The organism is Oceanicola sp. 22II-s10i (assembly GCF_002210105.1).
Classification (GTDB): domain Bacteria; phylum Pseudomonadota; class Alphaproteobacteria; order Rhodobacterales; family Rhodobacteraceae; genus Pseudooceanicola.
Genome location: NZ_AQQU01000007.1, coordinates 73014 through 86516 on the forward strand (window position 1 = coordinate 73014; position 13503 = coordinate 86516).

Sequence of the window (13503 nt, forward strand, 5' to 3'; positions counted from 1 at the left end):
TCCGCCGGTGCGAATCCGCGTCAATCTGGCCCCGAAACGCCAGAAGGGGACCGAATCCGCATGAAAACCCACGCACAGGCCGTCGTCATCGGCGGCGGAGTCATCGGCTGCTCGATCCTCTATCACCTCGCCAAGCTCGGCTGGACCGATGTCATGCTGCTGGAACGGGACGAACTCACCTCCGGCTCCACCTGGCACGCGGCGGCGAACATCCACGGGCTGCACGACAGCACCAACATCAGCCGCATCCAGCACTACACGATGCAGCTCTACAAGGAACTCGAGGCCGAGACGGGGCAGGGCTGCGGCGTCTTCCAGCCCGGCTCGCTCTACCTCGCCCAGACCGAGAACCGAGAACACCAGCTGCGCCTGCAGGCCGCCAAGGCCAGGCTCTACGGGATGAACTTCCACGAGGTCACCCGCGACGAGGCTGAACGCCTGCACCCGCTGGTCGATTTCGACGGCATCCGCTGCATCATGTTCGAACCCGATGGCGGCAACGTCGACCCTTCGGGCGTCACCAACGCCTATGCCGCCGGCGCCCGTGCACGCGGCGCCGAGATCCACCGCTTCACCCCCGTCACCGCGACGGAACAGCAGCCCGACGGCACATGGATCGTCCGCACCCCCAAGGGCGACATCCGCACCCGGTGGGTCGTCAACGCCGCCGGTCTCTGGGCCCGCGAGGTCGCCGCGCTGGCGGGCCTGACGCTGCCGCTGATCCCGACCGAGCACCAGTATTTCGTGACCGAGACGATCGCCGAGATCGCCGCGATGGACCGCCGTCTGCCCTCCGTCGCCGACCGCGACGGCGAGTACTACCTGCGGCAGGAGGGCAAGGGCCTGCTGGTCGGCGCCTACGAGAAGAACATGCGCTTCTGGGCCGAGGAGGGCACGCCCCTCGGCTTCGGGCACGAGCTCTTTGCCGACGACCTCGAACGGATCGAGGACAACATGATGCGCGCCATCGCCCGTGTGCCCGCGGTAGGGGAGGCGGGCATCAAGCGCGTCATCAACGGCCCGATGATCTGGTCGCCGGATTCGAACGTCCTCTTCGGCCCGGTGCCGGAGCTCTCCAACTACTTCGCCTGCTGCGGCATCATCCCCGGCTTCTCGCAATCGGGCGGCATGGGCCTGTCGGCGGCGGAATGGATCACCACGGGCGAATCGAAATTCGACATGTTCGCCTGGGACGTCGCCCGGTTCGGGGCGTGGGCGGGCAAGGATTTCACCAAGGCGCGCGTCGAGGACCAGTATTCCAAGCGCTTCTCGATCCACTTCCCGAACGAGGAACGCGCGGCGGGCCGCCCGGTTCGCACCCGCCCCGCCTACGCGATGCAGAAGGAGATGGGCGCGGTCTTCGGCCTGAACTACGGCTGGGAACATCCGCTGTGGTTCGCAGGTGCGCCCGGCGTCACCGAGACGCTCGGCTTCACCCGCCAGAACTGGTGGGAACCGGTGGGGCAGGAGGCCCGGATGCTGCGCGAGAAGGCGGGGATCATCGACATCTCCAACTTCGCCAAGTACCGCGTACAGGGCCCCGGCGCCGAGGACTGGCTGAACGCGCTCTTCGCCAACCGCATGCCGAAAAGCGTCGGCCGCTCATGCCTGACCCCCCTGATCGGCACCCGCGGCGGGATCGCGGGGGATTTCACCGTCACCCGGCTGGCCGAGGACGAGTTCTGGGTCATCGGGTCCGGCATGGCCGAACGCTACCACCAGCGCTTCTTCAAACAGGTCCCGCTGCCCGATGGCACCACCTTTACTTCGCTGACCGAAGCCGTCTGCGGCTTCAATGTCGCCGGTCCCCTGTCGCGCGACATCCTCCAGTCCCTCACCAACGCCTCGTTGGCCACGGCGGACTTCCCCTTCATGCGCTCCCGGCGGATCACGCTGGCCGGGATCGAAGTCATGGCGCTGCGGGTCTCCTTCACCGGCGATTTCGGCTGGGAACTCCACTGCGCGACCGAAGACCAGACCCGCCTCTACACGGCCCTTCTTGACGCCGCGCGCCCGCACGGCGCGGGTCCGGTCGGCTCTCGCGCCCTCATGTCGCTGCGCATAGAGAAGGGCTACGGCTCGTGGAGCCGCGAATACTCGCCCGAATACTGGCCGCAGGAGGTCGCCCTCGACCGCCTCGTCAAGCTCGACAAGGAGTTCCTGAACCGCGCTGCCGTGGAGCGGACCCTCGCCAACCCGCCGCGCGAGGCACTCATGCTGATCGCCATCGACCAGGCCGACACGCAGGCCTCCAACGCCGACGCAACAGGCGGCGAGCCGGTCTTCCTGAACGGCCGCGGCATCGGCAAGGTCTCCTCCGGCACCTACGGCTACAGCGTCGGCCAGTCCCTCGCGCTCGCGCACCTCAAGGCGGGCGCGCCCGGCGACCGGGTCGAGGTCATGATCCTCGGCCGCCCGCACAAGGGCACGATCCTCGCAGAGCCCCCCTTCGACCCGGAAGGCCACCGCCTCCGGGCCTGACCCGGCACCACGGGCATGCGCAGAATCGTCCGGCCTATCCACCCCCCGGGTGCAGCGCCAGTCCCCTGCTTCTTCTGGTCTCAAATACTTTCGGGGGGTCCGGGGGGCAGACAGCCCCCCGGCGGGCGCCGCCAGGCGCAATCCCCGCCCAACTCACCCCGCGATCGGCACGATCTGGTAGTTGTCCCCGCCGCGCCGGATCACGCAGGCCTTGCCGTTGATCCGCGGCATCGTGCGCGTGATCCCCGGCGTCACCGCCTTCGACACCGCCTCGGAACAGGCCGGCAGCGTCACCCGCTGATAACCCCGGTCCGCCATGCATTGCCGCGCGATCATGCCGCGCAGTTCCTCGTTCACATCCCGCTCGTAAAGCTGCGGCGGAGAGCGCCGGACCGGGCCGGGGCGGCAGCGGCCCTTGTCGTCGCAGATCGGACGGCCGCGGTAGACCTCGCCGGGGATCCATTCCCGTTCGATCGCCACCGGGGCCTGCGACAGGGCGATCCGCCCGCAGGCGACCTCGTCGGCGCGGGCCCGGTCGGTGGTCGCCCCGGCGCGGTAATAGAGCGAATAGGGGAGGCAGGCCCCGAGCAGGGTCAGCACGGCGAGGGCGGGGAGGAGGCGCGGGAAACGTGTCATGCCTCCATTCTCCCCAGCCCGGCGCGTTAGGCAAATCACATCTCGAAACCGATTGACCCCCCTCGGGCGATCTGTCATCCCAAGGGCCTTGAGGGTTGCGCGGGGATGCGCGCCCGGACGACGCGGCAGCTTCCGGTGGAAGGGATAGATGAAGGTCATCATCTGCGGCGCGGGGCAGGTCGGGTGGCAGATCGCCCGGCATCTTTCCGGCGAAAACAACGACGTGACCGTCGTGGACAACAACCCAGACCTCGTCGCGCGCGCGACCGAGACGCTGGACGTGCAGGGCATCGCGGGCTTCGCCTCCTACCCGGACGTGCTGGACAGCGCCGGTGCGCGTGACGCCGACATGATCATCGCGGCGACCTATTCCGACGAAGTGAACATGGTGATCTGCCAGGTCGCCCACTCCATCTTCTCGATCCCGCGCAAGATCGCCCGCCTGCGCGCGCGCTCCTATCTCGACGCGATCTATTCCGACCTCTACCGCCGCGATCACATGCCGATCGACGTGGTGATCAGCCCCGAACGCGAGGTGGCCGAGGCCGCGCTGCAGCGCCTGTCGGCCCCCGCCGCCTTCGACATCGAGACGTTCCTCGAAGGCCGCGCCCAGCTACTGGGCCTGCACATCACCGAGGACTGCCCGGTGGTGAACACCCCGCTGCGGCAGCTGACCGACCTGTTCTCGACCCTGCGCGCCACCGTGGTCGGCATTCGCCGCGACCGGCGCCTGTTCGCGCCCGAGGCCGAAGACCAGCTGTTTCCGGGCGACGACTGCTACGTCTTCGTCGTGAACGAGGACGTGCCGCGCACGCTCGAGGTGTTCGGCAAGTCGATGAAGACGCAGGAACGGGTGGTCATCGTCGGCGGCGGCAACGTCGGTCTGGCGGTCGCCCGGCGGCTGGAAAGCCGCACCCGCAAGGTCCGCGCCAAGATCATCGAGAAGAACCGCAAGAACGCCGAACGCGCCGCCGACGCGCTGGAACGGACCATCGTGCTGAACGGCGACGGTCTGGACACCGCGCTGCTGGCCGAGGCGGGTGTGGACCGCGCGGACGCGATCCTCGCGATCACCGACGATGACAAGACCAACCTGCTGGCCTCGGTCCGGGCCAAGGCGCAGGGCTGTCCGATGGCGATCGCGCTGATCAACGATCCGACGCTGGTCCCGCTGCTCGGACCGCTAGGGATCGACGCCTACATCAACCCGCGCTCGACCACCGTGTCCTCGATCCTGCGCCACATCCGGCACGGCCGGGTGCGCGGGGTCTATTCCATCGGCGACGCCGAGGCCGAGGTGATCGAGGCCGAGGTACTGTCGACCAGCCCGATCTCGGGCCGCTCGATCCGCGACATCGAATTTCCCGAGGGCGTTCTGGTCGGCGGCGTGCTGAAGGGCGACAAGGTGGTCAAGCCGACCGGCGCGCTGCAGATCGAGGAGGGCGATGTCGTCGTCCTGTTCGCGATGGCCGCCGACGTGCCCGAGGTGGAGCGCCTGCTTCAGGTCTCCATCGACTACTTCTGAGCGATGCTCGACCGTCTCAAGCACCAGCCGCTGTTCCTGATCCTCGCGGGGCTCGCGTCGCTGTCGATGCTCGTTCCCGCGATGCACGCGGCCTCGGTGGAGAATTTCGCCGTCGCGCGCAGCTTTCTCTACACCGGCATCCTCGGCTTCATGCTGTCGCTGGTCATCGGTCTTGCGCGGGGCACGACGCGGCCCCGGCCACCGCATCGCGACGATCTGGGCGCACTGCAGGCGCTGCTGGCGACCTTCGTCTTCCTGCCGGTCCTGCTGGCGGTGCCGTTCCACGACGCCCTGCGCACGACGACCTTCCTCAACGCCTATTTCGAGATGGTGTCGAGCCTGACCACCACCGGTGCGACGCTGTTCGAACATGGCCGCCTGCCGCCCTCGCTGCACCTGTGGCGGGCGCAGGTGGCCTGGATGGGCGGTTTCCTCGTCTGGGTGGCGGCGGCGGCTGTCATGGCGCCGCTCTCGCTGGGCGGGTTCGAGGTGACCGCCGCGGTCACCGAACGCGACGCGGCCACGCGGCTGGACCGGTTCACGCGGGCGGGCGCGGTGCGCCGCGTCGGCACCTTCGCGCGGCGGCTGGCGCCGGTCTATGTCGGGCTGACCGGGGCACTGTGGCTGTTCCTGATCCTGATCGGCGACCGGCCCTTCGTCGCCGTCGTGCACGCCATGTCCACCATGTCGACCAGCGGCATCTCGGCCATCGGCGGTGTGGAATATGCGGGCGGCGGCATTGCCAGCGAGATGGTGATCTTTCTGTTCCTGATGTTCGGTCTGTCGCGGATGACCTTTTCCTCGGACACCGCCGGGGCGCATCAGAAGGTCTGGCGCGATCCGGAGTTCCGCATCGGCATAGCCATCGCCATCGCCGTGCCGTCGCTGATGATCCTGCGCCACTGGATCGCCGCCTTCGAGGTACAGTCCGGCGAAGACGTCACCTCGCTCCTGCGCGCGTTCTGGGGCGGTGTGTTCACCGTCATGTCCTTCCTCACGACCACAGGGTTCGAAAGCGCCGAATGGGACACCGCGCGCAGCTGGTCCGGTCTGGGCACGCCGGGGATGATCCTGATGGGGCTGGCCATGGTCGGCGGCGGTGTCGCGACCACGGCGGGCGGGGTCAAGCTGCTGCGGGTCTTCGCGCTCTACCTTGCCGGGCTTCGGGAACTGGAGCGTCTGGTGCATCCCCATTCGATCGGCGGATCCGGCGCGATGCACCGGCGGATCCGGCGGCAGGGCGCGTTGCAGGCCTGGGTCTTCTTCATGCTGTTTGCCATCACGCTGGCGGCGGCGACGGCGGTGCTGGCGGCGCTCGGGTCCAGCTTCGAGGATTCGATGGTCATGAGCATCGCGGCGCTGTCCACGACCGGGCCGGTGATGACGCTCGGCGCGGAAACGCCGATCAATCTGGCAGCGCTCGGACCATGGGCGAAATCGGTCCTCTGCGCTGTGATGGTGCTCGGACGGCTCGAACTGCTTGCCATCATAGCGCTCATGAATTCCGATTTGTGGCGAGAGTGACGCAAAAGTCACTTCCACCGCAATCCGGTTCGGAAATGGGGCTGGAATATCAACGCACCCATCTCCATACTTAGGTAGAACAAGGGACAGCCCTGACCGGGGGCCGCAAGAACAAAGGCTTATAAACGAATGGCATCCGATCGACAGAATCTGCAGGACGCGTTTCTCAATCACGTCCGCAAGACGAAGGTTTCCGTCACTATTTTCCTGATCAACGGCGTCAAATTGCAGGGCGTCATCACGTGGTTTGACAACTTCTGCGTGCTGTTGCGCCGCGACGGGCAATCGCAACTTGTCTACAAACACGCGATTTCGACCATCATGCCGTCCTCGCCGATCAACCTTTACGATGGCGAAGGCGACAATTGACCCCTGAAGGGCCGGGCGGCACGCGCGCCTGGATCATCCACCCGGACCTGACCCGTGAAGAACGGCGTCATGCCCCTGAGTATGCGCTGGCCGAAGCGGTGTCGCTGGCGCATGCGCTGCCGGGGATCGAGGTCGTGGGTTCGGGAATCGTGCGACTGTCCAAACCGACGCCCGCCACGCTTCTGGGGACCGGCAAGATCGCCGAGCTCAAGGAGATGTTCGAGGCGGCCGAGGTCGAACTGGTCCTGGTCGACGGTCCGGTCAGCCCGGTCCAGCAGCGCAACCTGGAAAAGGAATGGAAGGTCAAGCTTCTGGACCGGACCGGGCTGATCCTCGAGATCTTCTCGGACCGTGCCCGTACCCGTGAAGGTGTGCTGCAGGTCGAGATGGCCGCGCTGTCCTACCAGCGGACGCGGCTGGTCCGGGCCTGGACCCACCTCGAACGTCAGCGGGGCGGGCTCGGCTTCGTCGGCGGCCCCGGCGAAACGCAGATCGAGGCCGACCGCCGCGCCATCGACGAACAACTCGTCAGGTTGAAGAAACAGCTCGACCGGGTGGTCAAGACGCGCGAGCTGCACCGCGCCGCCCGCGCGAAGGTGCCGTTCCCGATCGTCGCGCTCGTGGGCTACACGAACGCCGGAAAATCGACGCTGTTCAACAAGCTGACCGGCGCGGACGTGCTGGCCAAGGACATGCTCTTTGCCACGCTCGACCCGACGATGCGCCGGGTGCGTCTGCCGGACGGGCCCGAGGCGATCCTGTCGGACACCGTGGGCTTCATCTCGGACCTGCCGACCCAACTGGTCGCCGCCTTCCGCGCGACGCTGGAAGAGGTGCTGGAGGCGGACCTGATCCTGCATGTCCGCGACATCTCGCACCCCGAGACGCGCGAACAGGCGGCGGATGTGAACGACATTCTCGAGGACCTCGGCGTGCCCGAGGAGATCCCGATCATCGAGGTCTGGAACAAGATCGACCTGTTGTCCGAAGAGCGCCAGGTGGAACTGTCGGGCCGCGCCGGTCGGGAAGAGGGCGTTCTGGCGATCTCGGCCGTGACGGGGCAGGGGCTGGACGGACTGCTGGGCGAAGTCGCGGAGCGGATTTCCGGGCTGCGGACCGAGGCCGAGCTGCATCTTGCCTTCGAGGATGGCAAGCGGCGGGCGTGGCTGTTCGATCAGGCCGTGGTGCAGGAAGAGCGGCAGGAGGAGGACGGCGTCCATCTCCGCGTGCTCTGGACGCCCGCGCAGGAGGCGCGGTTCCGGCGTTTGTGATGCCGCGGCGCGTGTGTTGCCGCACTCGACCGGCCGGGCAAGCCTGCCCGTGGGTGGGCGCCGCACACGACTGATCGGTGCGTTTTATCCTGACACGCACGTCTTCTGCCGAACGTCATCGCGCGGGTGACACAGCGCCTACCCGCCGGGACGGGCAGGCGCCAGGCGCGGCGGCTTCACCTTGATTCCGCGCCCGGTCGGGCAAAGCAGCCTGCGGGATCGGGCCAGCCGCCTCATTGGAATAATAGTGCCGGAGAAACCTTCCTGTGGTCCGTCGGCTGACGCCGGGGGCATCGGAGCCGGGATCACCCCGCCGCGTCGAGCTTGGCCATGGCGCTGTCCGACAGCTCCAGCGAGGCCGAGGCGACGAGGCTGTCCAGCTGGCTGTCCGAGGTGGCCGAGGCGATCGGCGCGGTGACACCGGGCTTCTTTCGCAGCCACGCCAGGGCGATCTCGGCATGCTTCGCCCCGGTCTCTTCCGCCACCTCGTCCATTGCTGCGAGGATCTTCAACCCGCGGTCGTTCAGGAAGCGCGAGATCGTGCGTTCCCCGCGCGGGCCCTTCAGATCGGCCTCGGTCCGGTATTTGCCCGACAGGAACCCGGCGGCCAGCCCGAAGAACGGGATCACGCCCACATCATGCGCAATGCAGAACTCCGCCAGCGGCCCCTCGAAGACGTCACGGGTGTAGAGGTTGTATTCCGGCTGCTGCGCACCGTAGGGCGTCACGCCGCCCGCCTTGGCCGCCGCCTCGGCCGCTTCCATCCGGGGCGCGTCGAAATTGGATGCGCCGATGGTGCGGACCTTGCCCGACTGGATCAGCCGCTCGTAGGCGGCCAGCGTTTCCTCGTGCGGCGTGCTGTCGTCGGGGCGGTGCGAGAAGTAGAGGTCGATCCGGTCGGTCTGCAGGCGCTTCAGCGAATGCTCGACCTCCTCCTCGATCCACTTGGCCGACAGGCCCCGGCCCTCCGGCATCGGCCCGCCGATCTTGGTGATCAGCACCACCTTGTCGCGCTTGGACGGGTCGGCGGCGAACCACTTGCCCAGCACGGTCTCACTCTCGCCGCCGGAATGACCCTCGACCCAGCGGTTGTAGACGTCCGCGGTGTCGAGCGTGTTGATCCCGGCTTCGACCATCCGGTCCAGCAGGCGGTGCGAGGCGGCGGTATCGACGGTCCAGTCGAACACGTTGCAACCGAACACGACGGGCGAGATCATCAGGCCGGTGCGGCCAAGGCGGACAGGTTCCATGGGGCGTCTCCAAATGCGGTGTCTGGAGCCGACCCTAGCGCCCCCGGCGCGAATGCCAATCCTCAGCGCGCAGGCAACAGGGTCGTGACACCGACGGAGGCCGCGCGGGCGAGGTCTTCGTCCAGCGACATGGGGATGTATTCTCCGCGCCGCCAGAGCTGGGCCAGATCGTCATAGTGGCGTGACAGGAAATGCCCGGACTGGCCGGTGGAAATGACGAAGACCGAGCTGTCCGGATCCGCGAAGTCGTAAACGCCCCGATACCCCGCCGCGTGGACGTTCAGGAACGCGTCGGCGCCGAAACCTCCACGGGTCGAGCCGCGCATCAGCGTGTTGTCGCTGCCGCTGGTCGACTGGCGGATGTTCACGAAATACTTGAGGATCGGCACCTCGCCCAGAACCTGGTGATCCTGTGCCGCCTGGTGCGCGTCGCCCCAGCGGAGCGATTCCAGCGCGGTGCCCCATGTCTCGGATATCCACACCAGCGCGTCGTCCAGCGCGAGGTGGGCGATGTCGGTGCAGGTCTCGACCGGCTGGGACTGGCGCACGTCGCACCAGACCGAAGCGCCGTCGATGTCGCGGTAGACCCGTTCGATGAACAGCGGATCGACCTTGCTGAATTCCCGCGCGAGGGGGCCGAGGTCGTCCTCGATCAGCCGGGCCTGCAGGGCCCGCAGCCAGGCCGAATAGATAAGCGGTTCGGGCAGATGCTCGTTCATCTCGCCGTTCCAGTCGGCCAATAGCTCCAGCGCGCGTTGGCGCAGCCGCTCGGGCGTGCCGTCGGGCGCGGCTTCGCCGGTGAACCACAGGTCGGCCCCGATCAGCGGCAGCAGGGCGCGGGCGGTGTAGCTGACAGTGTCCAGCTGCGCCTCGATGAAGCTGTCGCGCGTATGGACCTGCCGCGTGCCGAGCAGGCGTTGCAGCCGGTGGATCCGCTGGCTGTCGCCCCAGTCAAAGGAGACATGCATCGGGAAGGGGCGGTCGAGGATCTTGTTGTTGGTGTTGGCCAGCAGCCCGCCCTGCGGATCGACGAATTCCGGGTTCGCGGAATAGGGCAGGCTGCCCTGCCAGCGGTTCCGCTCGATCCAGCCGCGCGAGGGCATCCGGCCCTGCGTGTCGTGATCCGCGTCCCGGCGCGGCATCCGCCCGATGGTCTTGAGCGCGATCCCCTCGGCATCCACCAGCATCAGGTTCTGCGAGGGCGCGACGAAATCTTCCATCACGGCAATGGCTTCCGACCGGTTCTTCGCGTGCATCAGCTTGAGCCCGGCGGTCAGCGAGGTGTCATCCGCCGTCAGCGCGGTCCACGAGATCGAGGCGACATGGCCCGGCGGGGTGACATCGGCCAGCTTGTAGTCCGATCCCGACAGCACCGGCCCGTTATCCGTCCAGCGCAGGCGCAGCGTGACCGAGGTCTGGTCCTTGACGGTCACGATCGAGTCCCGCGTCTCGAATGCCTTCCAGCCGTCGGGCGTCTTGTATTCCTCGGGGTTGTCGGGGTTCAGCTCCTCGATGTGGATGTCCTGATCGTCGAGGTAGGAAGTCGTGTAGCCCCAGCCGAGGTTCGGACTGCGCCCGACGAGGACCACGGGCAGGCCGGGAAAGGTGCCGCCGATCACGCCGCCGGTCGTCAGTTCCAGCCGCGCCAGATACCAGACAGACGGGGCCGACAGGCCGAGGTGCGGGTCGTTGGCGAGGATGGTGCCCCCGGTGGTCGACCGCGACGGCCCGGCGGCAAAGGCGTTGGATGCGCCGGCCAGATCCGGCGGCAAGACCGGCGAGAGCGGGTCGCGTTCGGGCTCTGCCGAGGCCACGCGCGGCGCATCGAGGCCGGGGAACAGCGCGGCATAGGCGGGCAGGGCGGCGATGCCCGGTCCCGGCATGTCCGGCAGCAGGTCGATGATGCGGTCCGGGTCCGGCAGCGCCAGCGACACCCGCGCGCGACGCACCTCGGTCTGAAGGTGACCGGTCAGCTGCAGCGCCATCAGCTTGGCGATCGCGATGGAATCGGCGGGCTGCCAAGGTGACACGGGGTTGTTGAAGATGAACATCTCGGGCGCACCACGGCCGAGCGCCATCTGATTCACCTCGTCCAGCCGGGCGTTCACGCCCTGTGCATAGGCCTCCAGCATCCGCGTGGTCGGCGCGTCCTGAACATCGACCGAGCGGCGCGCCAGCGTGTAAAGGTCGAACCGACGCATCAGCTTGTCGATGTTGACGGTGCGCAGGCCGAAGACCTCGCTCAGCCGCCCCTGCGCGGTGCGGCGCAGGGTGATCATCTGCCACAGGCGGTCCTGCGCATGAGCGTAGCCGAGCGCGAAGAACACGTCGTCATCCGTCGCGCCGAAGATATGGGGGACGTTGGCATTGTCGCGGACGATCTCGACCGGGCCGCTCAGGCCCGAGACGACCAGCGTCTTGTCGTAATCGGGCAGGGACCGCGAGGCGAGGTAGTAGACACCGATCACCCCTGCGGTAATCAGCAGGACCATCCCCGCCGCGATCCTCAGGAGCCACCGAAAGACCGTTCTCATATTCCACGTCCTGCCGTTCCGACCTTTGCCTCGGGCCTTGCCATTCCGTCCGCCGCCCGACAAGTCTTTAGGGCATCACAAGGACAGGAGAAAGTCATGGCCAAGGTCGCATTCATAGGTTTGGGCGTCATGGGATACCCGATGGCGGGGCACCTCGCGGCGAAGGGGCATGACGTGACGGTCTATAACCGCACCGGCGCCAAGGCCGAGAAATGGGCCTCCGAGCATGGCGGCAAGGCCGCGCCGACCCCGCGCGAGGCGGCGGAGGGGGCGGATTTCGTCATGACCTGCGTGGGCAATGACGATGACCTCCGCTCGGTCTGTCTGGGTGAGGACGGGGCATTCGCGGGCATGAAGGCGGGCGCGATCCTCGTCGATCACACCACCGTGTCGGCGAAGGTGACGCGAGAACTTTACGCAGCGGCCAAGGATGGCGGCTTCGGTTTCGTCGACGCGCCGATCTCGGGCGGGCAGGCGGGGGCCGAGAACGGCGCGCTGTCTGTCATGTGCGGCGGCGACCAGTCCGAATATGACGCGGCCGAGCCGGTGATCGACGCCTATGCCAAGATCTGCCGTCGTCTGGGTGACAGCGGTGCAGGTCAGATGACCAAGATGTGCAACCAGATCGCCATCGCCGGACTGGTGCAGGGTCTGGCCGAGTCGCTGCATTTCGCGCAGAAAGCCGGGCTGGACGGCGCGGCGGTGGTAGAGGTCATCTCTCAGGGGGCCGCGGGGTCCTGGCAGATGCAGAACCGCTACAAGACGATGCTGGCGGACGAGTTCAACCATGGCTTCGCCGTCGACTGGATGCGCAAGGACCTTGGCATCTGCCTCGCCACAGGGAACGAGATCGAGGCCAGCCTGCCGGTGACGGCGCTGGTCGACCAGTTCTACAAGGACGTCCAGAAGATGGGCGGCGGTCGCTGGGACACGTCGAGCCTGTTCAAGCGCCTGACCGACGCCGGCTGAGCGCCGGAGCATCCGGGCAGGGCAGGGGTTGCGCATCCCCGCGACCCGGTGTAATGCGCGCGCACTGACTCCGCTGGCGGGGTTGGGCCTGCGGGGGAGACATCCCCGCATGTCCGCCGGTTGACCACATGGTCGATCCCCGCCGAGGCATGAAACCGGAAAGGATACGAGAAGCATGGCTCTTCCTGAGTTCTCCATGCGTCAGCTGCTTGAAGCTGGCGTTCACTTTGGCCACCAGACGCAGCGCTGGAACCCCCGCATGGGCGAGTTCATCTATGGCGCGCGCAACGGCATCCACATCATCGACCTGACGCAGACTGTTCCGATGCTGGACGCCGCTCTGAACGTCATCCGCGACACCGTCGCACGGGGTGGCCGCGTCCTGTTCGTCGGCACCAAGCGTCAGGCCGCAGCGCCCGTCGCCGAAGCCGCCGAGAAATGCGCGCAGTACTACATGAACCACCGCTGGCTCGGCGGCACGCTGACCAACTGGAAAACCGTGTCCCAGTCGATCAACCGCCTCAAGGCGATTGACGAGCAGATGGAAGGCGGCGCCGAGGGCCTGACCAAGAAAGAACGTCTTGGCATGGAACGCGAGCAGGCCAAACTGCAGGCTTCGCTGGGCGGCATCCGCGAAATGGGCGGTCTGCCGGACCTGCTCTTCGTCATCGACGTCAAGAAAGAAGCGCTGGCCATCCTCGAAGCCAAGAAACTGGGTATCCCGGTCGTGGCCGTCGTCGACACCAACTGCTCGCCCGACAGCGTGGATTACATCATCCCCGGCAACGATGACGCGGCCCGCGCCATCGCGCTCTACACCGATCTGGCCAGCCGCGCCGCTCTGGACGGCATGTCGGCCCAGATGGGCGCCGCAGGCGTCGACATCGGCGCCATGGAAGAGGCCCCGGTCGAAGAGGCTGTCGAGGACGCACAAGCGTAAGCTG

General features: G+C 67.2%; 10 protein-coding genes. 7 read left to right on the plus strand and 3 right to left on the minus strand.

The window, feature by feature from the left end:
* The first annotated feature begins 60 nt into the window (after positions 1 to 60).
* Positions 61 to 2481 (plus strand): FAD-dependent oxidoreductase, encoded by a 2421-nt coding sequence (locus ATO6_RS17165; protein ID WP_088625262.1) that lies wholly within the window; start codon positions 61 to 63, stop codon positions 2479 to 2481.
* A 153-nt stretch (positions 2482 to 2634) separates the two neighbouring features.
* On the opposite strand, the gene ATO6_RS17170 is transcribed toward ATO6_RS17165, so the two are convergent.
* Complete coding sequence (locus ATO6_RS17170) at positions 2635 to 3117, minus strand: hypothetical protein (protein ID WP_088625263.1); 483 nt, start codon at positions 3115 to 3117, stop codon at positions 2635 to 2637.
* A gap of 148 nt (positions 3118 to 3265) precedes the next feature.
* Here ATO6_RS17170 and trkA point away from each other — a divergent pair, with 148 nt between their 5' ends.
* The 4 genes from trkA to hflX all read left to right on the plus strand — a co-directional run bounded on the left by trkA (position 3266) and on the right by hflX (position 7806).
* Positions 3266 to 4642 (plus strand): Trk system potassium transporter TrkA, encoded by a 1377-nt coding sequence (gene trkA, locus ATO6_RS17175; protein ID WP_088625264.1) that lies wholly within the window; start codon positions 3266 to 3268, stop codon positions 4640 to 4642.
* Between the two features lie 3 nt (positions 4643 to 4645).
* Positions 4646 to 6166: a TrkH family potassium uptake protein gene (locus tag ATO6_RS17180; protein ID WP_088625265.1), complete on the plus strand. Its 1521-nt coding sequence runs from the start codon at positions 4646 to 4648 to the stop codon at positions 6164 to 6166.
* 129 nt (positions 6167 to 6295) lie between these two features.
* Complete coding sequence (gene hfq / locus ATO6_RS17185; RefSeq protein ID WP_088625266.1) at positions 6296 to 6535, plus strand: RNA chaperone Hfq; 240 nt, start codon at positions 6296 to 6298, stop codon at positions 6533 to 6535.
* The gene (gene hflX, locus ATO6_RS17190; RefSeq protein WP_088625267.1) at positions 6532 to 7806 is read left to right on the plus strand and encodes a GTPase HflX; all 1275 of its coding nucleotides are present in this window, start codon (positions 6532 to 6534) and stop codon (positions 7804 to 7806) included. The genes hfq and hflX overlap by 4 nt, the downstream gene beginning before the upstream one ends.
* Positions 7807 to 8111: 305 nt before the next feature.
* On the opposite strand, the gene ATO6_RS17195 is transcribed toward hflX, so the two are convergent.
* Both ATO6_RS17195 and ATO6_RS17200 read right to left on the minus strand, forming a co-directional pair.
* A complete protein-coding gene (locus ATO6_RS17195) occupies positions 8112 to 9056 on the minus strand; it encodes an aldo/keto reductase (protein ID WP_088625268.1) in 945 nt (314 codons plus the stop codon).
* A gap of 62 nt (positions 9057 to 9118) precedes the next feature.
* Complete coding sequence (locus tag ATO6_RS17200; protein WP_088625269.1) at positions 9119 to 11590, minus strand: penicillin acylase family protein; 2472 nt, start codon at positions 11588 to 11590, stop codon at positions 9119 to 9121.
* 42 nt (positions 11591 to 11632) lie between these two features.
* On the opposite strand from ATO6_RS17200, the gene ATO6_RS17205 reads away from it, so the two are divergent.
* Together ATO6_RS17205 and rpsB are read left to right on the plus strand one after the other, a co-directional pair.
* The gene (locus ATO6_RS17205; protein WP_254919199.1) at positions 11633 to 12559 is read left to right on the plus strand and encodes an NAD(P)-dependent oxidoreductase; all 927 of its coding nucleotides are present in this window, start codon (positions 11633 to 11635) and stop codon (positions 12557 to 12559) included.
* Between the two features lie 175 nt (positions 12560 to 12734).
* Positions 12735 to 13499, plus strand: a complete 765-nt coding sequence (gene rpsB / locus ATO6_RS17210) for a 30S ribosomal protein S2 (protein WP_088625271.1) — start codon at positions 12735 to 12737, stop codon at positions 13497 to 13499.
* The last annotated feature ends 4 nt before the right edge of the window (positions 13500 to 13503 follow it).

What these genes read in the sequence shown, in the direction of transcription:
- trkA (WP_088625264.1), top strand. Translation starts at nt 3,266, where the DNA reads ATGAAGGTCATCATCTGCGGCGCGGGGCAGGTCGGGTGGCAGATCGCC.
- rpsB (WP_088625271.1), top strand. Translation starts at nt 12,735, where the DNA reads ATGGCTCTTCCTGAGTTCTCCATGCGTCAGCTGCTTGAAGCTGGCGTT.
- ATO6_RS17195 (WP_088625268.1), bottom strand. Translation starts at nt 9,056, where the DNA reads ATGGAACCTGTCCGCCTTGGCCGCACCGGCCTGATGATCTCGCCCGTC.
- ATO6_RS17180 (WP_088625265.1), top strand. Translation starts at nt 4,646, where the DNA reads ATGCTCGACCGTCTCAAGCACCAGCCGCTGTTCCTGATCCTCGCGGGG.
- ATO6_RS17170 (WP_088625263.1), bottom strand. Translation starts at nt 3,117, where the DNA reads ATGACACGTTTCCCGCGCCTCCTCCCCGCCCTCGCCGTGCTGACCCTG.
- ATO6_RS17200 (WP_088625269.1), bottom strand. Translation starts at nt 11,590, where the DNA reads ATGAGAACGGTCTTTCGGTGGCTCCTGAGGATCGCGGCGGGGATGGTC.
- ATO6_RS17165 (WP_088625262.1), top strand. Translation starts at nt 61, where the DNA reads ATGAAAACCCACGCACAGGCCGTCGTCATCGGCGGCGGAGTCATCGGC.
- hfq (WP_088625266.1), top strand. Translation starts at nt 6,296, where the DNA reads ATGGCATCCGATCGACAGAATCTGCAGGACGCGTTTCTCAATCACGTC.